Source organism: Egicoccus sp. AB-alg6-2, assembly GCF_041821025.1.
Lineage (GTDB): Bacteria > Actinomycetota > Nitriliruptoria > Nitriliruptorales > Nitriliruptoraceae > Egicoccus.
In genome coordinates, this window is the sequence record NZ_JBGUAY010000001.1 from 493,649 (window position 1) to 516,212 (window position 22,564).

Consider the following 22,564-nt stretch of genomic DNA (forward strand, 5'->3'; position numbering starts at 1 on the left):
GGGCCGCGCGGGGCGCCCGGGCCGACGTCGTCGCGCACAGGTGACTAGATTCGTCGACCGCGCCGAGATCCACGTTTGACGACGCCGACGAGGGGCTTGCTCCATGTCCGAGGTGCTGGGCACGATCAGCGATTTCGTCTGGGGCCCGTGGCTGCTCATCCCGCTGTTGCTGCTCACCGGCCTGTACCTGACCGTGCTGCTGCGTGGCGTGCAGTTCCACAAGCTCACCTACGCCCTGTGGCTGGCGTTGATCAAGCGCAAGGAGGCCGGCGGCGAGGGCGACGTCACCCACTACCAGGCGCTGGCGACGGCGCTGGCCGCCACCATCGGGGTCGGCAACATCGCCGGGGTCGCCACGGCGATCGGCATCGGCGGTCCGGGCGCCCTGTTCTGGATGTGGATGACGGGCCTGGTGGGCATGGCCACCAAGTACGCGGAGGCGTTCCTCGGGGTGAAGTACCGCCGTCGCGACGCCGCCGGCGAGCAGTCGGGCGGCCCGATGTTCTACCTGCGCGACGGGGTCGGAGGGACGCTCGGCAAGGTCCTCGGGATCCTGTTCGCCGTGTTCGCCGCGGTCGCCGCGTTCGGCATCGGCAACGGCGTCCAGGCCAACACCGTGGCCGACGTCATGAGTGACGAGTTCGGTGTCGCCACCTGGCTGACGGGCCTCGTGCTCGTGCTCGGCGCCGGTGCCGTCCTGATCGGCGGCATCAAGGCGATCGGGCGTTTCGCCGCCGCCTTCGTGCCGGTCATGGCGATCATCTACCTCGTCGGCGCCACGATCGTGCTGGCCGCCAACGCCGCCGAGATCCCCGGTGCGCTGGCCATGATCTTCTCCGACGCCTTCACGGGCACGGCGGCGACGGGCGGTTTCGTCGGGGCCGGGCTGCTGACGGTGATCCGGATGGGTGTCGCACGCGGCATCTTCTCCAACGAGTCCGGCCTCGGCACCGGCGCCATCGCCGCCGCGGCGGCACAGACCACGAATCCGGTGCGCCAGGCCCTGGTGTCGATGACGCAGACCTTCCTCGACACGCTGGTGGTCGTCACGTTCACCGGCCTGACCCTGGTCGTCACGGGGGTCTGGGAACTCGGCGAGGAGGAGGGTGCGACCCTCACCTCGCAGGCCTTCTCGCAAGGTCTGCCCGGCGAGTGGGGCAGCATCATCGTCACCCTCAGCGTCGCGTTCTTCGCCTTCTCCACCCTGCTGGGGTGGGCGTACTACGGCGAACGCAACATGGACTTCCTGTTCGGGCGCCGCGCCGTGGTGCCCTACCGGGTGCTGTTCATCGCCGTCATCTTCGTGGGCGCGACCGCCGAGTTGGAGGTCGTGTGGACCTTCTCCGACATCCTCAACGGACTGATGGCGTTGCCCAATCTGGTCGGCCTGCTGTTGCTCTCCGGACTCGTTGCCCGCGAGACGCGGGTGTATCTGGGGCGGCGCGACTGGAAGGACCTCGACGCGCCGAGCGACGCGTCACCGCCGAGCCGGTGACGGCCGCGGCCGCGCCGTGCAGAAGGATCGACGTCGTGGCGATCGTGCGCATCCCGACCCCGTTGCGGGCGCTCACCGGGGGTCGCCCCGAGGTGGCCGTCGAGGGCGCTGACCTCCGCGCGGTGCTCGTGCGCCTCGGGCAGGACCATCCCGGGTTGCTCGAGCGGATCGTCGACGACGAGGGACGGCTGCGCCCGTTCGTGCACGTGTTCGTCGGCGCCGAGGACGTGCGGTCGCGCGAGGGCCTGGCCACCGAGGTCGGCGCGGACGACACGGTGTCCATCGTGCCGGCCGTGGCCGGCGGAGTCGCTTGACCGACCCCGCCCGTCCGCGCCCCGACCTGCCAGGGCCACACGGCCGGTGGTCCGACGGGCGAATGCCTACCCGAACGGTCGCGTTCAGACGACCAGGTGAACGGCGATGCTGCGGCTGTTCGAGTTTCTACGGGAAGTGGTGGGGCAGTGGGCAGCGATGCAGGACACCCAGGTCGGGTGAGCGCAGTTCTCCTGGCGATGTTGCTCGCGGTGGGCGCCGTCGGGTGGTGGGCGATCGACACCTGGGAGCACGACGGGGCACCGCACCACGCGGCCGACGTCGCCGATGTCGAGGCCGCCCTCCCCGTGTCGCAGGCCGGACCGGGACTCTCGCTGCACCTGGCCGTGCCGCGCCAACTCGTTCCGGGCCACCGGGCCCCGGTGCACCTCGCCGTCCGCGGGAGCGAAGGTCGTAGCCTCGCGCCGGACACCCGGCTGGTCGTCTACGCCGTCGTCGACGGGGTGTCCGACGCGCCAGCACCAGTCGTCGTCGGGGGTCCGGCGGCCCGGCCGACGAGCGCCGGTGAACTCGCCCGCGCGCCGCTGTACCTGCTGCCTGCCGGTGACCCCCCCTGTGGTGAGGTCGTCGGGGAACTGCGGGTACGAGTGGCGCTGATCGGCGAGCAGCCCGTCGAGGCCGAACAGGTGCAGGAGTTGGTCGGTCCCGACTGCGACGGCCCGCAGGTGGTGCCGGCACCCGAGACGGTGAACTTCGACCGTCCGGTGCTGGCCACCGAGAGTGGCTGGTACGACGATCTCGAACGCCTGCTCCGCGAGCCGCAGCAGGAGCGCGTGCGCCCGCGTCGAACCGTCAGTGCCCCGACCCGGCCCGCGTCGCCGCAACCGACGACCGAGCCGGAGCCGACGCCCGAGCCCGGGCCCGAGCCCGAGCCGAAGCCGGAACCCAAGCCGGAACCCCAGCCCGAGCCGAAGCCGGAACCCAAGCCGGAGCCGAAGCCCGAGCCGGAGCCGGAGCCGAGCCCCACGCCTGCGCCGCCCGCACCACCGCGGCCGTCGCCACCGCCACCGGACGAGACCGCCGGCGACCAGGGCTGAGGATGTCCGGTCAGCCCGCGAGCAGCGGGAGGCACACGAGGTAGCCGAGCAGCAGCGCAGCCCCCTCCCAGCGCACGACGCGTTTGCCGGTCACCATGAACGCCGTGGCGAGCACGCTCACCCCCACCATGAGGATGGTCGCGAAGCCGACGATGGTGGGGTCGCTGAGCGGGCCGGGACCGGCCAGACCGGCCACGGCCGCGACCGCTCCGGAGTTGAAGAGGTTGCTGCCGAGCAGGTTGCCGACGATGAGGTCGGTCTGCCCCTTGCGCGCCGCCTGGACGGCCGTCGCCAACTCGGGGAGCGAGGTCCCGATCGCCACGACCGTGAGTCCGACGAACCCCTCGGCCAGCCCGAGCTCGGCCGCGATGGTCGAGGCGGAGGTGACCAGGATCTGCGCCGCGATCAGGGTCCCGACCAGGCCCAGCACCGTGCGGGTCCACTCCCGGGGCAGGGACGGCCGCTGCGCACCGACGTACTCGTCGACGCCTCCGGCGAGGCTCTCGTTGCCGGTGCCGCCGCGCGAGGACCGCAAGATCAGGGTCAGCGCCACCAGCAGCAACAGCCCGAGCAGCGCGGCATTCCACCGGCTGAGTCCGCCCTGGACGAGCACGGCGAACACGACCGTCAGGGCCAGCGACAGGGGCGCCTCGCGTCGCAGGACGCTGGAACCGACCGCGATCGGCGTGATCATCGCGGCCACACCCAGTACGAGGGTCAGGTTGGCCACGTTCGAGCCGACGATGTTGCCCACGCCGATGTCGAGCGAGCCCTGTCCGGCCGCGAGGCCGGAGACGACCATCTCGGGCGCACTGGTGCCGAACCCGATGACCACGGCGCCGACCACGATGGCCGACAGCCGCATGGCTGTGGCGATGCGTGCGGCGCCGGCCACGAACTGGTCGGCGGCGAACGTGAGGAGCGCGAGGCCGGCGAGGACCCCCAGGACGGGCATCAGCATGCGCGGACGGTAGCCGGTGGGTCGCCCCCGATAGGCTCGCCGCCCCACCGCGAACGACGGTGGCTCGGTTCGACGAGGAACGGCGCGATGACGGGGCGGGTCCTGGTGGCGGCGGCCGTGGCGGCCGCCACGCTGCTGGCCGGCTGTGGTGACGACACGCCGGACGCCGACCCGACCGGTCAGACGGCAGAGGACGTGGACATGCAGCAGCGCCCCGACCCGGCCAGCGAGCTCCCCGAGTTGGGCACACCACCGCCCGACGACCTCGTCACCAACGACCTGGTCGTCGGCGACGGGGACGAGGCCACGGTCGGCTCACGCGTGACGGTGCAGTACGTGGGTGTCGCCTGGTCCACCGGCGAGGAGTTCGACGCGTCGTGGGATCGCGGCCAACCCTTCAGCTTCACCCTCGGGGCGCAGGACGTCATCGCGGGCTGGGACCAGGGCGTCGAGGGCATGCGTGTCGGTGGGCGGCGTCAGCTGATCATCCCGCCGGATCTCGCGTACGGCGACCGTGGTGCCGGCAACGGCGTCATCGCCCCCGGCGAGACGCTGGTGTTCGTGGTCGACCTGCTGGACGTCCAGGCCTGAGCATGACCGCCTCCGCCGACCTGCACCCGTCGCTCACGCCGCTGGCGCCGCTGCTCGGGACCTGGGCCGGCGAAGGCGAGGGCCACTATCCCACCATCGCCGCGTTCCGCTACCGCGAGCAGGTCAGCTTCACCCACGTCGGCAAGCCGTTTCTCGTCTACGCCCAACGCACGGCGCACCCCGACAGCGGGGCCCCGATGCACGCCGAGGTCGGCTACCTCCGGATCGTCGCGGACGTCGATCCGACCTCGGTGGCGGTCGAGTTCGTGCTCGCCCACCCGACCGGCATCGTCGAGGTCGAGGAGGGCCGCTTCGCCGACGGCGTCATCGAGTTGCGCACGACCACGGTGGGGCGCACCGCGACCGCCAAGCAGGTGCGCTCCCTGCGGCGCCGGTTCGTCCTCGACGCCGACGTGCTGGCCTACGACGTCTGGATGGCACACGCGGACACGCCCGAGACCCACCACCTGCAGGCCCGCCTGCACCGCCGAGCGGCGGCGGACGCGTGACCGAGCGCCTGGTCGTCGTCGGTGGCGACGCCGCAGGGATGAGTGCGGCCAGCCAGGCCCGGCGCCGGCGTGGTCCCGACGTCCTCGAGATCGTGGTCCTCGAGCGCGGCAGCGACACCTCGTACTCGGCCTGCGGGATCCCGTACTGGATCGGCGAGGTGGTCGATGCGCGCGAGGACCTCGTGGTCCGGACGCCGCAGCAGTTCCGGGACGTCCATCACATCCAGGCGCGGACCCGGCACGAGGTCGTCGCCGTCGACACCGACGCCGGACGGGTACGCGTGCGCGACCTCGGTTCGGGTCGGGAGTACGACGAGCCCTACGACCAGCTGCTGCTGGCGATGGGCGCCGTGCCACTGCGCCCCGACCTACCGGGGCTCGACGGGCCGGGAGTGTTCGGGGTCCAGACGCTCGACGACGGACAGGCCATCCTCGACCACCTCGACGCCAAGGACGTCCGTCACGCCGTGGTGGTCGGTGCCGGCTACATCGGCCTGGAGATGGCCGAGGCGATGGTCGTCCGCGGCTACACCGTCGACCTGATCGAGCGGACCGAACGGCCCATGCGCACGATCGACGCCGATCTCGGGTGCCAGGTCGCCGACGCGATGCAGGGCATGGGCATCCGGCTCCACCTCGAGACGGAGGTGGTGGCGGTCGAGCACCACGGCGACCGGGGCATGCGCGTGACCACGTCGGCCGGTGAGCTGCCGGCGGACGTCGTGATCCTTGGCCTGGGGTCGCGACCGAACACCGAGCTCGCACGTGCGGCGGGCATCCCCGTCGGTGACGAGAGCGGCGGCGTCGTGGTCGACGTCCGCCAGCGGGCCCGGGTGGAGGGGGTCTGGGCCGCCGGTGACTGTGCCGAGGTGCACCACCGCGTCACCCGAGCGCCGACCACCATCGCGCTCGGGACGATCGCCAACAAGACCGGCCGCGTCGCGGGCATCAACCTCGGCGGCGACTACGCCACCTTCCCCGGCGTGCTCGGCACCGCCGTGACCAAGATCTGCGGGGTCGAGATCGGTCGCACCGGTCTCGGCGAAACCGATGCCCACGCGGCCGGCTACGACCCCGTCTGCGCCACGGTCGAGACGACCACCAAGGCCGGCTACTGGCCCGACACGGCGAGCATGCAGGTCAAGGTGATCGCGGAGCGCCGCTCCGGCCGGCTCCTCGGGGCGCAGATCGTCGGCGAGGAAGGGTCGTGCAAGCGGATCGACACCTTCGCGGCCGCCCTGTGGAACGAGATGACGGTCGAGGAGCTGCTCAACGTGGACCTGTCCTACGCGCCGCCGTTCTCGGCCGTCTGGGACCCGGTCCTCATCGGCGCACGCAAGGCGTGGGACGCCGTGCTGGCCGACGAAACCCGCTGACCAGCGGCCGCCCGTCGAACCGCGCGTTACGGGGTGGCCGACCCGCTCATGCCTTCTTGCGCGACCGGTTGGCGTTGCGCACGTCGGCGTTGGTCTCGATGTACTCGATCACCTTGCCGGCGACGTCGATGCCGGTGGAGGTCTCGATGCCCTCGAGCCCCGGGGACGAGTTGACCTCGAGCACGACGGGCCCGTGGTTGGAGCGCATCAGGTCGACGCCGGCGACGTTGAGGCCGAGGATCTTGGCGGCGCGCTTCGCCGCGGCGCGCTCCTCGGGGGTCAACCGGATCTTCTTCGCTTCGCCACCCCGGTGCACGTTCGAGCGGAACTCGCCGGGGGCGGCGGTGCGCTCCATCGCCGCGACGACGCGGTTGCCGACGACGAAGGCGCGGATGTCGGAGCCGCCGGCCTCCTTGATGAACTCCTGCACGAGGATGTTGGCGTTGAGCTGACGGAACGCCCCGATCACCGATTCGGCGGCCTTCTTCGTCTCGGCGAGGACGACGCCCATCCCCTGGGTGCCCTCGAGCAACTTGACGACCACCGGGGCCCCGCCGACCAGGGCGACGAGTCCGTCGATGTCCTTGGTCGAGTGTGCGAACGACGTCACCGGGAGGCCGACCCCCTCCGCGGCCAACAATTGCAGCGAGCGCAGCTTGTCGCGGGAGCGGGAGATCGCCTGGGAATCGACGGCCGGGTAGACCCCCATCATCTCGAACTGTCGCACCACGGCGGTGCCGTAGAAGGTGTGCGTGGCGCCGATGCGCGGGATGACCGCGTCGACGGTGTCGAGGCGGGCCCCGCCGTAGTGGATCGCCGGGCGGTGCGAGGTGATGTCGATCACGCACCGCAGGTAGTCGACGATGCGCACCTCGTGCCCACGTTGCTCCGCCGCCTCACGCAGTCGGCGGGTCGAGTACAGCTGGGAGTTGCGCGAGAGGATCGCGAGCTTCACGTGCGCATCCGAGGGATCGGCGGCCGACGTGTCGTCGTGCCTAGGTCATGGAACGCCGCGCACGCTAGTGCGCCACACCCGCCGGCGGGTATCGGCGGGACCGCGGTGCGCGGCGGACCCGGTAGCGTCGCGGCCCATGATCGAACTGTTGCCGCTCGTCGTCACCGCCGCGCTCACGTTGCTCGCGGCGCCGCTGTGGCCGTGGAGTCGTGGCTGGTCGTGGGCGCCGGCCGGCATGCTGGCCATGGGTCTGGTCACCATGCTGCTGTTCCGGTACGCCGTCGTACCGGAGGTGTAGGCGCCACCGTCAGGCGTCGGCCGCTGCCTCCTTCGCCCGGGCCTTCTTCGCCTGCTTCCACGCGCGCACCTTCAGCAGCGTCTGCTGGTCGACGACGTCGGCGATCGAGCGGAATCCCTCCTGGCCGTAGTCCCCGGCTGCCTCGCGCCAGCCCGGCGGCGTGACACCGCACTGCTTGCCCAGCAGCGCGACGAAGATCCGCGCCTTCTGGTCGCCGAACCCGGGCAGCGCGGTGAGTCGGCGCTTCAGCTCGGGCCCGTCCGCGGCGTCCCGCCACACGCCCTCGGCATCACCGTCGTGGTCCTCGACGAGCGTGACGGCCAGTGCGTGGACCCGCTTCGCCATCGACCCCGGGTAGCGGTGGATCGCGGGCCTGACCCGGAAGAGCGCTTCGAGCTGGTCGGGGTCGAGGCCGGCGACCGCGGCCGGCGTCAACGGTCCGTCGAGCCGCTCCGCCAGGCGCTGCGGGCCGACGAATGCCTGCTCCATGGCGATCTGCTGGTCGAGCAGCATGCCGACGAGCAGGGCGAACGGGTTGTCCGACAGCAGGCGGTCGGCGTCGGGTTCTCCGGTGAGTGTCAGGGTCGGCATCGGAAAGCACGCCTCCGGGTCGTGGAGCGGTTGGTCTCGCTCAGCCGTCGCCGGCCAGCTGTACCTGCAGTTCGTCGACGAGGCGTCCGGCGAGCGGTGCGGCCACCTCGCTGCCGGAGCCGCCGTTCTCGACCAGGACCGCGAAACCGTACTGCTCCCATGAGCCGACGAACCAGGCGTGCTCGACGTCGCCGCTCGCCTGCGCGGTGCCCGTCTTGCCCTCGACCCCGCTGTCGCCGGACACCTCGGCCGCCGTGCCGTTGCCGTCGGTGACCACGGCCCGCAGCATGCGCCGCAGGTCCTCCAGGATGCCGCCACTGAGCTGGCGCGCGTCGCCCGGCGTGTCGGTCTCCATCAGGTGCGGCGGCCGCCACACGCCGGAGCGGGCAGCCGCGGCCACCGAGGCCAGGTGGAGCGGTGACACCTCGACGCGGGCCTGGCCGAAGGCCGCCGCGGCCAGTTCCGCCGTGTCCGCCGGTGTGGGGAAGGACCCGCCGAACGCGGCCAGGGGTAGTGCCGGCTCGGTCCCGAAGCCGAACCGCTCCGCAGCGGCGGTCAGCGCGTCGGCGCCCAGTTCCGACGCCGCCAGCGCGGCGAACGTGGTGTTGCACGAGTCCGCGAGCGCCTGCTGGAGGGAGGTCGTTCCCAGGTCCAGGCCACCGGCGTTGGGGACGGCGAGCCCACCGACGACGACCCGGTCGGGGCACGCGACCTCGGACGCGGGCTCGAGGCCGGAGGCGAGCAGGGCCTCGGCCGTGACGATCTTGAACGTGCTCCCGGGCGGGTAGCGGCCCTCGAACGCGCGGTTGTAGCCCGACAGGGGCCGGCTCGCGCTGGCGCGGATCGCCCCGTCGGCGGCGTCGACGACCACGATCGCGGCCTCGCCATCGAAGCCGGTGAGCGCGTTCTCGACCGCCCGCTGGACCCGGACGTCCAGGGTGGTGCGTACGGCGTCCGTCCCGCCCGACAGTGACTCGCCGAGGACCTCACGGACCGGTCCGCCGGGCCGTTCGCGCAACACGACCTGGACCCGGACGGCGTCGACGAGCTCCCGTTCGAAAACCGCCTCGAGGCCGAACTGGCCCACCTCGTCGCCGACCTCGTACGGCTCGCCGAGGCGTTCGAGCTGTTCGGCCGTCGCTTCGTCGACGCGGCCGACGACGTGTTGGGCGAATCCCTGGTCGAGCAACGCCCGACCGGTGCCCGAGCGTTGCAGGGTTCCCCGCACGCCGCGCAGCCGGCCCCACGCCTCGGCGCCCGGCTCGGCCGGCAGCGTGGTGACGGGGTAGAACCAGCCGTCGACGAGGTTGCCGCGTCCCAGGATGCGGGTGACGGTCTCGCCGCTGCCGGGGACGGCCTCCTCGAACGCCTCGACCAGCAGCTCGGTGTCCTGGACGGTGCCCGGCTCGAAGCCGAGGGTGACCAGCGACTGCTCGCCGGCGAGCTCCTCGCCACCGGACGCCAGGATCGGCGCGCGGTCGAGTTCCTCGCGCACGACCTCGAAGGCCATGCCGGGGCGCAGCGAGGGGTGCACGGCGTTCGGCGCCCAGGACACGCCCCACTGGCCCCGCTCGCGCAGCAGCTCGAGCTCGACCTCCCAGCTGATCTCGCCGTAGTCCTCCCCGACGACGGTCACGTCGACCGGCGTGCGGACCCGGCCGTCAGCGACCTGGTCCTGCTCGCGCGCCGTCGCCCGCAGCTCGCGGTACTCCAGTCCCTCGGCGAACTGCTCGTACGTGGGAACCATCGACTCGGGGGCGGCACGGGTCAGCTCCACCATCCGGTCGTGGTCGCCGGCCTCCCAGGCCGCGAGAAAGTCGGTGGCCGTCTCGGCCGGATCGGCCACTTCGGCCTCACCGCCGGTGAGCACGTCGCTCTCCGTGAGCAGCCACCAGCCGCCGTAGGCGGCACCGGCCAGTGCGCACAGGGCGACGATCGCGATCAGCAGGTCTTTCATCGCCGGTGTTCCCCGCTCCCTCGAAGCCAGGGGCGACGGTACCGCGCGGGTCCGTACGGACAGGGCGAGCCGCCCCCGCGTCGCTTGACCTTTCCGCGGCCGCCGGGTCCACTCGAGGGCACTGCCAGGGCCACTGACACACCGGTGACGGGTCCGTGGCCCGCGGTGTCGGTGCCCGGTGCCGACCCACCCTGACGTCGGGGCAGCCGCGTCCGACGTGGTCGGATGGGACCGCAGCCCGCGCCGCCCTACCCTGACGCGCACGTCGCCCTGGAGCACGAACGCCGACATGGCCAATCAACCCGCCGCCTCTTCCCAGTCGGAGCTCAACGCCTGGCTCGTCGAAGAGATGTACGAGCAGTACCGCGAAGACCCCGACGCGCTCTCCAAGAGCTGGCGCGACTTCTTCGCCGACTACCGGCCCGACGACGGGCGCGGCGGGAACGGGCGCGCGGGCCGTGCCGGAGCGGCGACCGAGGCGGCGGCGTCCGACAACGGTGCCAGCGCCGCGACGACCGTCCGCGCCGCCCCCACCGTGGCCGACGACGACCCCGACGCCCAACGCCTGCGTGGGGTCGGGGCGCGCATCGTCGAGAACATGGAGTCCTCGCTCGGGGTCCCGACGGCGACCTCGGTCCGCGACGTCCCGGCCAAGCTGCTCGAGGTCAACCGCCGCATCGCCAACAACTATCTGCGTCGCACCCGCGGCGGCAAGGTGTCGTTCACGCACCTGATCGCGTACGCCATGGTCAAGGCCGTCGAGGCCGTGCCCGCGATGAAGTCGACCTACGGCGTCACCGAGGACGGCAAGCCCGTCGTCCGCCGCACCGATCACTTCGGGCTCGGGCTGGCCGTCGACGTCGAGAACAAGGACGGCTCGCGCAGCCTGATGGTGCCCGTGATCGCCGACGCCGACACGCTGCCCTTCGACGGTTTCCTGCGGGCCTACGAGGACATCATCCGCAAGATCCGCACGGGCAAGCTCGACCCGGCCATGTTCGCCGGTGGCACCATCACGGTGACCAACCCGGGCACGATCGGCACCGTGCACTCGATCCCGCGCCTGATGTCGGGCCAGGCCGCCATCCTCGGCGTCGGGGCGATCGACTACCCGGCCGGCTACCAGGCCGCCGACCCGCGCACGATCGCCAAGCTCGGGGTGTCCAAGGTCATCACGCTGACCTCGACCTACGACCACCGGGTGATCCAGGGAGCCGAGTCTGGTCTGTTCCTCAAGCGGGTCCACGAGCTGCTGATCGGTGAGCACGGCTTCTACGACGAGGTGTACGAGGCCCTGGGCATGCCGTACGAGCCGGCCCGCTGGCGGCCGGACACGACCCACGTCGACGACGAGTTCGACCTGCTCGCCAAGCAGAGCAAGGTCGACCAGCTCGCGAACATGTACCGCGTCCGCGGCCACCTGATCGCCGACCTGGACCCGTTGCGCCTGCACCCCAAGTCGACGCACAAGGAGCTCGACCCGACCTACTACGGGTTGTCGATCTGGGACCTCGACCGCGAGTTCATCACCGACATCGGTGGCGAACCGCGCAAGATGGAGCTCAAGAACATCCTCGGCGTCCTGCGTGACGCCTACTGCCGCACGATCGGTATCGAGTACGGCCACGTGCTCGACCCCGCGCAGAAGCAGTGGATCCGCGACGAGGTCGAGGGCGTCAACGGCGACGTGTCACCCGAGGACCAGCTGTGGATCCTCGAGCGCCTGAACGCCGCCGAGGCCTTCGAGTCGTTCCTGCACACCAAGTACGTGGGTCAGAAGCGCTTCGGCATCGAGGGTGCCGAGAGCCTGATCCCGTTGCTCGACGCGATCTGCGAGGCGGCCGCGGACGCCGACATCAACGACATCGTGATGGGCATGGCGCACCGCGGCCGACTGAACGTGCTGTCCAACATCCTCGGCAAGTCCTACCAGCAGATCTTCGGCGAGTTCGAGGGGCACATCGACCCCGACACGGTGCAGGGCTCGGGCGACGTCAAGTACCACCTCGGCACGCAGGGAACCTACGAGGCCCGATCCGGCAACACCGTCGAGCTGCGGCTGCCGCCCAACCCCTCCCACCTCGAAGCCGTCAACCCGGTCGTCGAGGGGATCGCCCGCGCGATGCAGGACACCTACGACCGCGGGAACGAGGGGGTGTTCCCGGTGCTGCCGTTGCTGATGCACGGCGACGCCGCGTTCGCGGGCCAGGGCGTGGTCACCGAGACGCTGAACCTGTCGCAGCTGCGGGGCTACCGCACCGGCGGCACGATCCACGTCGTCATCAACAACCAGGTCGGGTTCACCACCTCGCCGCGGTCGGCGCGCTCGTCCTACTACGCCACCGACGTGGCCAAGACGGTCCATGCGCCGATGCTGCACGTCAACGGCGACGACCCCGAGGCCGTCGTCCGCGTCGCGCGCCTCGCCTTCGAGTACCGCCAGAAGTTCCACAGCGACATCGTCATCGACCTCGTCTGCTACCGCCGGCACGGCCACAACGAGGGCGACGACCCCTCCTTCACGCAGCCGCAGATGTACGAGGTCATCGACAACCTGCGCTCGGTCCGCAAGCTCTACACCGAGCGACTGGTACGCCGCGGCGACATCTCGATCGAGCAGGCCGAGGAGTTCCTGCAGGACTACGAGGCACGGCTCGAGGAGGCGTTCAGCTCCACCAAGCAGGCCGCACCGCCCGAGCCGCCCAAGGCGATCCGGCCCGAGGAGAGCACCTCGCTGCTGCCGCCGGCCGACACGGCGGTCCCCAAGGAGGTCCTCGACCGCATCGCCGCGAAGCAGTTCGACGTGCCCGACGGGTTCACCCGCCATCCGAAGCTCGACCGCATCTTCAAGAAGGCGCGCGAGCGCTACGAGGCGGGGACCATCGACTGGGCGCTGGGCGAGACGCTCGCGTTCGGCTCGCTGCTGCTCGAGGGGACCAACGTGCGGCTCGCGGGCCAGGACTCCCGCCGCGGCACGTTCTCGCAGCGGCACGCGGTGCAGGTCGACTTCAAGACCGGCGAGGACCACCTGCCGCTGCAGAAGCTCGCGGACGAGCAGGGCAAGTTCTTCGCCTACGACTCGCTGCTGAGCGAGTACGCCGCCGTCGGGTTCGAGTACGGCTACTCGGTGCAGAACAAGGACACACTGGTCGCGTGGGAGGCGCAGTTCGGCGACTTCGTCAACGGCGCCCAGATCATCATCGACCAGTTCATCGTCGCCGCCGAGGACAAGTGGGACGAGACCTCCGGCCTGGTGATGCTGCTGCCGCACGGGTACGAGGGGCAGGGTCCCGAACACAGCTCCGCGCGCATCGAGCGCTTCCTCATCCTGTGCGCCGAGGACAACATCCAGGTCGTCAACGCGACCACGGCCGCGCAGTACTTCCACGTCCTGCGGCGGCAGATGCACCGTGACGTGCGCAAGCCGCTGATCATCTTCACGCCGAAGTCCCTGCTGCGCTCGCCCAACGCGTTCTCGAACCTCGCCGAGTTCACCTCGGGCACCTTCCGCGAGACCCTCGACGACCCGGCGTGGGCCGCCCCGGGCACCGACGGCGAAGGCGAGGGCCGCGACCGCGACGAGGTGCGTGCGGTGACGCTCAGCTTCGGCAAGGTCGCCTACGACCTGATGCGCGCCCGCGACGAGCGCGAAGCCCCCGTCGCGGTCGTGCGGGTCGAGCAGCTCTACCCGTTCCCTGGTGACCAGATCCGCGAGATCCTGGCCTCCTACCCCAACGCGAAGGATGTGATCTGGGTCCAGGAGGAGCCGTCGAACATGGGCGGCTGGGGCTTCGTGGACGGTCGCCTGTGGAACCTGCTGGACGAGCTCGGCGACGGACGCAAGCTGCGTCATGCGGCCCGCGTGCCGTCCGCGTCGCCCGCCGCCGGTCAGCACGTGGTCCACGACCAGGAGCTCGAGCAGCTCATCGGCGACACGCTCGACCCCGTCGACGCGACCTGACGCACCGGTTCGGCGCAGCGCCCGCCCCCGGACCGGGCGCCACGTCGATTGTGGGATCGACAACGGTGAGTCCCCGAATCTGGTGGGATGCGCCAAGGGTCGGTGTTCTCGTTGTGTCGCGACCAACGTAGGGTGGCTCCCGTCCGGCCGTTGGGAGACGCGCCGGTGGGAGGGAGACCCGTGTCGGTGTCGGACGGAGCGCTGCGTGCCCACCAGGTGGTGGCGCGTTGACGCGCGTCCCGGACCGGCCTGACGCGCCCTTCGCCGCCATCGCCCGGCGCGTGCTCGACGGGCTCGACGACCTGCTGCCGCGGATGGGCGCGACCTACCAGCGCGAGATCGACGAGTACGCCCGGCTCACGCCACGGCAACTCGAGCACGAGATCCTCCAGACCTCGCGCCGGTTCATCGAGGGCTACTTCGGTCGGCTCGCGGCGGGTCGCGACGCGGAGGGGATCGACCTGTCCGCGCTGTCGCAGGCGGGCCGTCGCCGCCTGGAGATGGGCATCTCCCTCGACTCTGCCCTCCACGCCTTCCGTCTCGCCGGCCGCGAGACCTGGCAGGCGGTGGTCGCGGCGGTCGACGAGGACGAGCACCACGTGCTCGGCCCGCTCGCCGCCGCCTGGATCGACCACATGGACCGGGCGTCGTCCAGCTTCGCCGAGGGCTACGTGGCCGCGTCGCACGAGCACCTGCGCCGCCTGGACGCCCGCCGCTCGGCGATCGTGGACGCGCTGCTCGAGGCGCAGGACTGGGGCGAGGTGGCCTCGGTCGCGGCGCGGTGGTCGCTGGCGCTCGCGCCGCGGTACCGACCCGTGCTGCTCGCGGGCGACGACGTGCTGGTGCGCATCGACCTGCTCGTGCAGAACGCGCCGCCGGACACGCTGGCCGGCCGACGCGGCACCCGGGTGCTGGCGCTGCTGCCCGACGAACGGGCCGATCCGCGGCTGTTGGCGAAGGCGGCCAATGCCCAGCTGACGACCTACGGGCGCGCCGTCGCCCCCGGACCGGAACTGCTCGCCGAGGTGCGGCACGTCGAGGCGGTACTGCTCGCGGCGGAGCGCGCCGGGCATCTCGAGGGCGCCTTCGGCCCCGACGACCTGCTGCTCGAGCAGTTGCTCGCCGGCTCCGAGCGTGTGGTCGACGGTCTGGCCGCACGCGTGCTCGACCCGCTGGTGGCGCAGGATCCCGACGGCATCTTCGTCGCCACGCTTCGCACCTACCTCGCCTCGGGCTCGATCCCCGAGACCGCCGAGGTGCACGTCGTCCACCCGAACACGGTGGCATACCGGCTGCGCCGCGTCCGGGAGGTGACGGGGCTCGATCCACGGGTCCCGACGGATGCGGCCCTGCTGGTCGTGGCGGCCATGGCACGGGGGGGCACGGGGTAGCGAGTCGCCGCTCGTCCGACGGGCGCGCGGCTGCAGCGAGTTCCAACCCGGCGAATCGCCACCTCACGGTGGCGTGGCGTCTGTGCCGTCGTGGCCGGGGACAGCAAGGACGGGGCACCGCCCCCACCACGAGGGAGAGAACGACATGAGGATGACACGCCGTGACGCCCGACGTCACACGGGAGCCCGACGCCGCGTCGCGGCGGCGCTGCTGGCGGCCGCGCTGGCCGCCAGTGCCTGCGCCGCCGACGGCGACGGACCCGGCTCGCCCGGCGCGGCCGGGGACGGGACCGAACCCGCCGGCGAGGACGGCGCCGACGCGGACACCGACGCGGACGCCGGGACCGCGGACGCACCGGAAGGGGATCCGCTGCGAATCGGCATGGCGACGTCACTGTCGGGATCGATCGCCTTGTTCGGCGTCGCCAACCAGAACGGCGCGCAGCTCGCGGTCGACCAGCTCAACGCCTCTGGTGGCGTGCTCGGCCGGCCGGTCGAGCTCATCGTCCGTGACGACCAGGCCCGCCCGGAGGAGGGCGCCGCGCTCGCCCGCGACCTGATCCTCTCCGAGGGCGTGGACGTGTTGCTCGGCCCCGTGTCGTCCGGCGTGGCGCTCGCCATCACCGAGGTGTCCGAGGAGCGGAAGGTGCCGTTCATCACCCACACCGCCAACACCTCGGCGCTGATGGTCGAGCAGTTCCAGCCCTACATGGTCTCCGTGGTCCCAAACACCTACATGGAGGCCCGGGCACAGGGCGTCGACCTCGCCGACGAGCCCTACACCCGGTGGGCGACGATCGCGCCCAACTACGAGTTCGGGCAGCGACAGACCCAGACCTTCGTCGACACGATCACGGCGGAGAACGACCAGGTCGAGATCATCGCCCAACAGTTCCCCGAGCTCGGTGAGGCCGACCTGCGGCCGTTCATCACCGCGCTGATCTCCTCCGACCCCGAGGCGGTCTACTCGCCGCTGTTCGCCGGCGACCTGATCACCTTCACGCGGCAGGCGGCCGACCTCGGCTTCTTCGAGCAGGTCGAGTTCACCGCCCTGTACGAGACCGACGCGCTCGAGGAACTGCGCGACGAGGTAGATCTCGAGGGGGTCCGCGGGTACTCACGTTGCCCGTTCACCATCGACAACGACCAGATGCGCGACTTCGTCGACGCCTACCAGCAGGCCCACGACCGGGTGCCGAGCGACTGGGCGTGCATGGCCTACGACGCCGTGATGCTCTGGGCCCAGGTCGCCGAGGCCGCCGGTACCGAGGACGCGGACGCGTTCGTCGAGACGGTCGAGGACTTCTCCTTCACGGGCCTCCGTGGCGAGACCCACATCCGTGGCATCGACCACCAGGCCGCGGTGCCGTCCTACATCGGCCGGCTGACCTTCGACGACGAGCTCGGCTTCTACGTCTACACCGACCTGCAGACCGTCCCCGCCGAGGACATCTGGCTCAGCGAGGACGAGGTCACCGAGCTGCGGGGCGGGTGACCCCGCGACGCCGAACCATCGTCGATCGGAGACCGACATGAGCACGAATGCGCTGCTCCTGCAGATCCTGACCGGGCTCTCGCGCGCCGCGATCCTGTTCATCGTGGCCGCAGGACTCTCGCTGGTGTTCGGTGCCATGCGCATCGTCAACATCGCCCACGGTTCGTTCTACATGCTCGGTGCGTTCCTCGCGGTCACGGTGGCCGGGGCGGTGGCGGGACCGTTCGGTTTCGTCGCCGCCCTGGTGGTGGCGCCGCTCATCGTCGCCGTCGTCGGCGGGGTCATCGAGGTCAGTGCCCTGCGCCGGCTGTACGGCAAGGAGCACCTGCTGCAACTGCTGGCGACGTTCGCGGTCCTGCTGGTGCTGCACGACGCGGTCCGCTGGTTCTACGGCGAGCGACCCCGGTCGTTGCGGGCGCCCGAGTTCGCACGCGGATCCGTGGACCTCGCCGGCACCATCTACCCCCGGTACGGGCTGTTCATCATCGTCGCCGCCCTGCTCATCGCCGGTGGGTTGTGGGCACTGATGAGCCGGACCGGGCTCGGACGGGACATCCGCGCGGCGGTGTCCGATCCCGAGATGCTCGGCATGGTGGGTGTCGACGTCCGCCGCCTGTTCACGATCGTGTTCATGCTGGGGGCGGCGCTCGGTGGCATCGGCGGGGTGCTCGCCGCGCCGCAGACGACGCTGCTGCTCGGCATGGACGTCGACATCATCGTGCAGTCGTTCGCCGTGGTCATCATCGGCGGTCTCGGCAGCCTGCTCGGGACCGCGGTCGGCGCCGTGCTCGTCGGGGTCACCTTCGCGCTGGGGATCGTCTGGTTCCCCTCGGCGGCGATGGCCATCGTCTTCCTCGTCATGGTCGCCGTACTCGTGGTGCGGCCGACCGGGCTGTTCGGGATCCCGGAGGCATGATGTCGACCACGACCACTCCCACCCGCCGGCGCTCGCGTCGGCCGAGCCTCGCGACGCCGGACTGGATGCGTCCGCGCACCGGTTGGACCGCCGCGGCCGTGATCGCGGTTGCGGCGCCCTGGCTGGTCGACGAACGCCAGGTCTTCGTCCTGATGATGGTGCTGATCCTGGCCGTCTTCGCGACCTCGTACAACATCCTGCTCGGCAACACCGGCATGGTGTCGTTCGCCCACGCCTCGTACTACGGCGTCGGCGCCTACGCCGTCACCCTCAGCGCCCTGCACCTGGGTTGGTCGCCGCTGCTCGGTATGGCGCTCGCTCCCGTCGCGGCGGGCGCCCTCGGCTACCTGACCGGCCTGGTGGCGCTGCGTGCGACGCGGCTGTACTTCGCCCTGCTCACGCTGGCCATCGGGCAGCTGATGTACGTGGTGATGTTCCAATGGCGCACGTTCACCCGCGGCGACGACGGCATCCACGGCCTGCGACTGCCGGACGTGCTCGGGCCCACCCTCAACCGGTACTACTTCCTGCTGCTGCTCGCGGCGCTCGCCATCGCGATCATGGGTGTGGCGATGCGCTCGCCGTTCGGCGCGACCCTGCGCGCGATCCGCGAGAACCGTGACCGCGCGGGCTTCCTCGGCATCAAGGTCAAGCGCTACGAGTTGGCCGCCTTCACGCTCGGCAGCGCCTTCGCCGGCTGGGCCGGCGGCATGTACGCGATCTTCGACCGCGGCTCGTTCCCGCTGCTGCTGCACTGGACCACGTCGGCCGAACCGATCTTCGTGACCCTGATCGGCGGCATGAACAGCTTCGCCGGACCCGTCGTCGGCGCGGTCATCTTCGGTCTGTTGCGCGACTACGTGACCCGCAACTTCGTGTATTGGGGCGTCGTCCTCGGCCTGGTGCTGCTCACCCTGATCCTGTTCCTGCCCGGCGGCACCGTCGAGGGGCTCAAGCGGCTGTGGGCGCGCTTCACCGGCGGACCGCCACCCGAAGGCGATCCCGCAGCACCCGACCATCCCGGCGTCGACGAACCGGCACCGGCCAGCAGGGGAGGTGTCCGATGACCGGACTGCTCGAGGTCACCGGGTTGGGCAAGCGCTTCGGCGGACTCGCCGCGGTCACGGGCGTCGACCTCACCGTCGCCGACGGCGAACGGCGCGCGGTCATCGGCCCCAATGGTGCCGGAAAGACGACGCTGTTCAACCTCATCACCGGCTACCTGCGGCCCGACAGCGGCACCGTGTCGTTCGCCGGCGAGGACATCACCGGCAAGGCGACGCACACCGTGGCCAGAGCCGGCATCGGACGGGCGTTCCAGATCACCAGCATCTTCCCGGGGCTGACGGTGTTCGAGAACGTCCAGCTGGGCCGGTTCGCCCGCACCGGTGAGACCCGCCGGGCCGTCGGCGTCGCGGCCGGACGGCACGGCACCGAGGTACGCGCGATCCTCGACGACGTGGGTCTGCTCGCGGTCGCCGACGAGCGTGCCGGCAACCTCTCGCACGGCGACCAGCGGGCGCTGGAGCTGGCGATCTCATTGGCGATGGAGCCCAGGCTGCTGCTGCTCGACGAACCGACGGCGGGCATGGCCCCCGCGGAGACCACGCGCACGATGGACCTCGTGCGGCGGATCGCGGACGAACGGCGCCTGACGCTGCTGTTCTGCGAGCACGACATGGACGTGGTGTTCGGCACGGCCGACCGCGTGCTGGTGATGCACCAGGGCGCACCGCTGGTCGACGGCACCCCCGACGAGGTGCGCGCCCACCCCGACGTCCGCCGGGTCTACCTCGGCGAGGAGGACGCGTGATGCTCGAGGTCGAAGGACTCCACGGCCACTACGGCGCCAGCCATGTCCTGCACGGCGTCGACCTGCAGGCGTCGGCGGGTGAGCTGGTGGCCCTGCTCGGTCGCAACGGTGCGGGCAAGACGACCACGCTCAGCGCGTTGATGGGGGTCGTGCCCGCCTCGGCCGGTCGCATCCGGCTCGACGGCGAGGACATCACCGAACTGCCCGCGTTCCGGCGGCTGCGCAAGGGACTCGCCATGGTCCCCTCGGGGGCCCGCGTGTTCGCCGACCTGACCGTCGAGGAGAACCTGCAGGTCGTCCGCCCACGGCACACCGACGATCCCTGGACCGTGCAGCGCGTCTACGAGCTGTTCCCCAAGCTCGGGGACCTGCGCAACGCGAACGCGAAGAACCTCTCCGGCGGCGAGCGCCAGATGCTGGCCGTGGGGCGCGGTCTGATGGCCAATCCCAAGGTGCTGCTGCTCGACGAGCCGTCCGAGGGCCTCGCTCCCGTCGTCGTCCAGGCGCTCGGGACCCTGCTCGGTCAGCTGCGCGAGGTCGGACTGACCATGGTGCTCGCCGAACAGCAGCACCGGTTCGCGCTCAGGCACGCCGACCGGGCCTTCCTGATCGAGAAGGGCGCGATCCGCCACACCGAGTCGGCGGCGACGCTCGAGGGCAGCGGTGCACTGCAGCGCTACCTCGGCGTCTGACGGAGGATGTCGATGACGCCGCTGCCCGGACTGACCCAGCGCACCCCGCTGACGCTGGACCTCGTGTTCGAACGCCTGCGCACCGTCCATGCCGACGGCCGGGTCGTCGACGCCGAGGGCGAGACCACCTACGGCGCCCTGGCCGAGCGGATCCTGCGCCTGGCGCGGGTGCTCACCGACGAGCTCGGGGTCCGGCCCGGGGACCGGGTCGCGACGTTCGCGTTCAACTCGACCCGTCACCTCGAGCTGTACTTCGCCGTCCCACTGATCGGCGCCGTGCTCCACACGGTCAATGTGCGTCTGCACCCCGACCAGGTCGCGTTCATCCTCGACCACGCAGGTGACGAGGTGGCGTTCGTCGACGGCGCGCTCCTCGCCGACTTCGCCCGCATCGCCGGTCGTGAGCGATTGCGGCACGTCGTGCGCATGGGCAAGGGGCCCGACGGGGCGGTCGCCGGGCAACTCGACCACGACGAACTGGTCGCCGCGGCCGACCCGCTGCGGGACCTGCCGCGGCTGGACGAGGACGCCGCGCTGGGGCTTTGTTACACCTCCGGCACGACCGGCGACCCCAAGGGCGTGCTCACCTCGCACCGCGGCATGCTGCTGCACACCATGGCGGCATGCATGGCCGACCACATCGGGCTGCGGGAGTCCGACGTCGTGCTGCCCGTGGTCCCGATGTTCCACGCGTTCGCGTGGGGTCTGCCGTATGCGGCGCCGTTCGTCGGTGCCGAACTCGCCTTCCACGGCGCGGACAGCTCGCCCGAGCACCTCGGCACGGTCCTGTCGACCGCCGAGGTGACCGTGGCGGCCGGCGTGCCGACGATCTGGAAGTCGTTGCTGCCCGGCCTGCGTTCGGGGAAGCTGGACGCCGCCGCACTGCGGTTGGTGTTCGTCGGTGGCGCCGCCTCGCCACGCGCGCTGATCGAGGCCTACGACGATCTCGGCATCGAGTACCTGCAGGTGTGGGGGATGACCGAGACCGGGCCGCTGGCCTGCGCGTCGCGGCCGCGGCGCCGGCACCGGGGGCTGACGCGGGACCAGTCCCTCGACGTGCGCGAGCGGACGGGCACGATCTTCGCCGGCCTGCGTGCACGGATCACCGACGAGGCGGGTCGGCCGCTGCCCCAGGACGGCCAGGCCGTCGGCGAGCTGGAGGTCACCGGACCTTGGATCGCGTCCGGCTACTACCGCCTCGAAGCCGACGACCGCTTCAACGACGGCTGGTTGCGCACCGGCGACATGGCGACGATGGAGCCGGATGGCTACCTGCGCATCGTGGACCGGGCCAAGGACCTGGTGAAGTCGGGGGGCGAGTGGATCAGCTCCGTCGAGCTCGAGGGGCACCTGCTGGCGCATCCCGACGTCGCCGACGCGGCGGTGGTCGGGATGCCGTCACGGCGCTGGGACGAGCGGCCGGTCGCCGTCGTCGTCCCGGTCGACCCGGACGCGCCACCGACGCTGGCGCAACTGCACGCGTTCCTGGTCGACCGGGTCGCCAAGTGGTGGCTGCCCGACGCCGTGACCTATCTCACCGAGATCCCCAAGACCTCGGTCGGCAAGCTCGACAAGCGCACCCTGCGGGCGTCCCTGGACCTCGAGCTGGACTGATCACGCCGGTAGGGACTCGAGGTACTCGCGGATCAACGGGTCGACGTCGGCCTCGCGGGTGGGATCGACCGCTGCAGCGGGCCCCTCGAGCAGGTGGACCCCGCGGGCGTCGCGGATGGCGGCCGCGAGATCGCGGGTGGCGCCGTGGGGTCGGGCGCCGCCGCTCTCGGTCTGGACGACGAGGGTGGGGATGTCGAGTTCGTCGATGCGGTCCAACTCGGCCGCGTCGCCGGCCGGTACGTCCAGCAACACCAGGCCCCGCACCCGGTCGGGCGCCTGCAGGCCGGCGCGCAGGCACACCAGCGCGCCCTCGCCGTCGCCCGCGAGGATCGCCCGTTCGATGCCGCGGTGGTGCAGCAGTTCGAGCGCCAGGGCGGCGTGGTCGCGCACGCGGTCCTCGCCGTCGCCGGGCGGGTCCCACGCGATCAGCCGGTACACGCGGGCGAACCGGTCGAAGCGCGCCCGCAGATCCGCGGCGCTCCCCGTCGCCCCGGGGGTCAGCAGGATCGGTGGGCCCTCGCCACCGACGTCGTCGAAGTCAACCTCGTGCCGGCCGAGCCGGGCGGAGCTCGTCACGTT

The 22,564-nt window shown here is 71.4% G+C and carries 20 protein-coding genes; 15 read left to right on the plus strand and 5 right to left on the minus strand.

Translation table 11 applies throughout. The features are described from left to right. Window positions 1–103 precede the first annotated feature (103 nt). The 3 genes from ACERMF_RS02450 to ACERMF_RS02460 all read left to right on the plus strand — a co-directional run bounded on the left by ACERMF_RS02450 (window position 104) and on the right by ACERMF_RS02460 (window position 2,865). On the plus strand, window positions 104–1,495 hold the full coding sequence (locus ACERMF_RS02450; RefSeq protein ID WP_373667418.1) for an alanine/glycine:cation symporter family protein: 1,392 nt from the start codon (window positions 104–106) through the stop codon (window positions 1,493–1,495). Between the two features lie 35 nt (window positions 1,496–1,530). Continuing rightward, window positions 1,531–1,809: a MoaD/ThiS family protein gene (locus tag ACERMF_RS02455; protein WP_373667419.1), complete on the plus strand. Its 279-nt coding sequence runs from the start codon at window positions 1,531–1,533 to the stop codon at window positions 1,807–1,809. A 177-nt stretch (window positions 1,810–1,986) separates the two neighbouring features. Beyond that, complete coding sequence (locus ACERMF_RS02460) at window positions 1,987–2,865, plus strand: hypothetical protein (RefSeq protein WP_373667420.1); 879 nt, start codon at window positions 1,987–1,989, stop codon at window positions 2,863–2,865. A 10-nt stretch (window positions 2,866–2,875) separates the two neighbouring features. Here ACERMF_RS02460 and ACERMF_RS02465 read toward each other — a convergent pair whose 3' ends face one another. Beyond that, entirely contained in the window at window positions 2,876–3,826 is a 951-nt protein-coding gene (locus ACERMF_RS02465; RefSeq protein ID WP_373667421.1) for a calcium/sodium antiporter, read from the minus strand. A 201-nt stretch (window positions 3,827–4,027) separates the two neighbouring features. Between ACERMF_RS02465 and ACERMF_RS02470 the strand changes: the two genes are divergently transcribed. From ACERMF_RS02470 to ACERMF_RS02480, 3 genes are read left to right on the plus strand one after another with little or no spacing between them, the layout of a single operon-like run. Next, a complete protein-coding gene (locus ACERMF_RS02470; RefSeq protein WP_373667457.1) occupies window positions 4,028–4,417 on the plus strand; it encodes an FKBP-type peptidyl-prolyl cis-trans isomerase in 390 nt (129 codons plus the stop codon). Between the two features lie 2 nt (window positions 4,418–4,419). Further along, window positions 4,420–4,926 (plus strand): FABP family protein, encoded by a 507-nt coding sequence (locus ACERMF_RS02475; RefSeq protein ID WP_373667422.1) that lies wholly within the window; start codon window positions 4,420–4,422, stop codon window positions 4,924–4,926. Next, a complete protein-coding gene (locus ACERMF_RS02480) occupies window positions 4,923–6,302 on the plus strand; it encodes an FAD-dependent oxidoreductase (protein ID WP_373667423.1) in 1,380 nt (459 codons plus the stop codon). The genes ACERMF_RS02475 and ACERMF_RS02480 overlap by 4 nt, the downstream gene beginning before the upstream one ends. A 46-nt stretch (window positions 6,303–6,348) precedes the next feature. On the opposite strand, the gene rimK is transcribed toward ACERMF_RS02480, so the two are convergent. Then, on the minus strand, window positions 6,349–7,257 hold the full coding sequence (gene rimK, locus ACERMF_RS02485) for a 30S ribosomal protein S6--L-glutamate ligase (protein WP_373667424.1): 909 nt from the start codon (window positions 7,255–7,257) through the stop codon (window positions 6,349–6,351). A 136-nt stretch (window positions 7,258–7,393) separates the two neighbouring features. Here rimK and ACERMF_RS02490 point away from each other — a divergent pair, with 136 nt between their 5' ends. Then, a complete protein-coding gene (locus ACERMF_RS02490; RefSeq protein ID WP_373667425.1) occupies window positions 7,394–7,555 on the plus strand; it encodes a DUF3309 family protein in 162 nt (53 codons plus the stop codon). Window positions 7,556–7,564: 9 nt separating this feature from the next. On the opposite strand, the gene ACERMF_RS02495 is transcribed toward ACERMF_RS02490, so the two are convergent. Together ACERMF_RS02495 and ACERMF_RS02500 are read right to left on the minus strand one after the other, a co-directional pair. Then, a complete protein-coding gene (locus ACERMF_RS02495; RefSeq protein WP_373667426.1) occupies window positions 7,565–8,146 on the minus strand; it encodes an HhH-GPD-type base excision DNA repair protein in 582 nt (193 codons plus the stop codon). A 40-nt stretch (window positions 8,147–8,186) separates the two neighbouring features. Further along, complete coding sequence (locus tag ACERMF_RS02500; protein WP_373667427.1) at window positions 8,187–10,103, minus strand: penicillin-binding transpeptidase domain-containing protein; 1,917 nt, start codon at window positions 10,101–10,103, stop codon at window positions 8,187–8,189. A 289-nt stretch (window positions 10,104–10,392) separates the two neighbouring features. On the opposite strand from ACERMF_RS02500, the gene ACERMF_RS02505 reads away from it, so the two are divergent. From ACERMF_RS02505 to ACERMF_RS02540, 8 genes are all read left to right on the plus strand, one after another. Further along, window positions 10,393–14,064: a multifunctional oxoglutarate decarboxylase/oxoglutarate dehydrogenase thiamine pyrophosphate-binding subunit/dihydrolipoyllysine-residue succinyltransferase subunit gene (locus tag ACERMF_RS02505; RefSeq protein WP_373667428.1), complete on the plus strand. Its 3,672-nt coding sequence runs from the start codon at window positions 10,393–10,395 to the stop codon at window positions 14,062–14,064. A gap of 227 nt (window positions 14,065–14,291) precedes the next feature. Then, on the plus strand, window positions 14,292–15,455 hold the full coding sequence (locus ACERMF_RS02510) for a PucR family transcriptional regulator (RefSeq protein WP_373667429.1): 1,164 nt from the start codon (window positions 14,292–14,294) through the stop codon (window positions 15,453–15,455). 145 nt (window positions 15,456–15,600) lie between these two features. Then, entirely contained in the window at window positions 15,601–16,950 is a 1,350-nt protein-coding gene (locus tag ACERMF_RS02515; protein WP_373667430.1) for an ABC transporter substrate-binding protein, read from the plus strand. A gap of 37 nt (window positions 16,951–16,987) precedes the next feature. Further along, on the plus strand, window positions 16,988–17,866 hold the full coding sequence (locus ACERMF_RS02520) for a branched-chain amino acid ABC transporter permease (RefSeq protein WP_373667431.1): 879 nt from the start codon (window positions 16,988–16,990) through the stop codon (window positions 17,864–17,866). Beyond that, window positions 17,866–18,933, plus strand: coding sequence for a branched-chain amino acid ABC transporter permease (locus tag ACERMF_RS02525; RefSeq protein ID WP_373667432.1), 1,068 nt, complete (start codon window positions 17,866–17,868; stop codon window positions 18,931–18,933). Before ACERMF_RS02520 ends, ACERMF_RS02525 begins: the two co-directional genes overlap by 1 nt. Next, window positions 18,930–19,679, plus strand: coding sequence for an ABC transporter ATP-binding protein (locus tag ACERMF_RS02530; RefSeq protein WP_373667433.1), 750 nt, complete (start codon window positions 18,930–18,932; stop codon window positions 19,677–19,679). Before ACERMF_RS02525 ends, ACERMF_RS02530 begins: the two co-directional genes overlap by 4 nt. Next, a complete protein-coding gene (locus ACERMF_RS02535) occupies window positions 19,679–20,371 on the plus strand; it encodes an ABC transporter ATP-binding protein (RefSeq protein ID WP_373667458.1) in 693 nt (230 codons plus the stop codon). The genes ACERMF_RS02530 and ACERMF_RS02535 overlap by 1 nt, the downstream gene beginning before the upstream one ends. Window positions 20,372–20,383: 12 nt before the next feature. Beyond that, on the plus strand, window positions 20,384–21,985 hold the full coding sequence (locus tag ACERMF_RS02540; protein ID WP_373667434.1) for a long-chain-fatty-acid--CoA ligase: 1,602 nt from the start codon (window positions 20,384–20,386) through the stop codon (window positions 21,983–21,985). Here the strand turns inward: ACERMF_RS02540 and ACERMF_RS02545 are convergent, their stop codons facing one another. Further along, the gene (locus ACERMF_RS02545) at window positions 21,986–22,561 is read right to left on the minus strand and encodes an alpha/beta fold hydrolase (protein ID WP_373667435.1); all 576 of its coding nucleotides are present in this window, start codon (window positions 22,559–22,561) and stop codon (window positions 21,986–21,988) included. It abuts the gene before it with no gap. Between the last annotated feature and the right edge of the window lie 3 nt (window positions 22,562–22,564).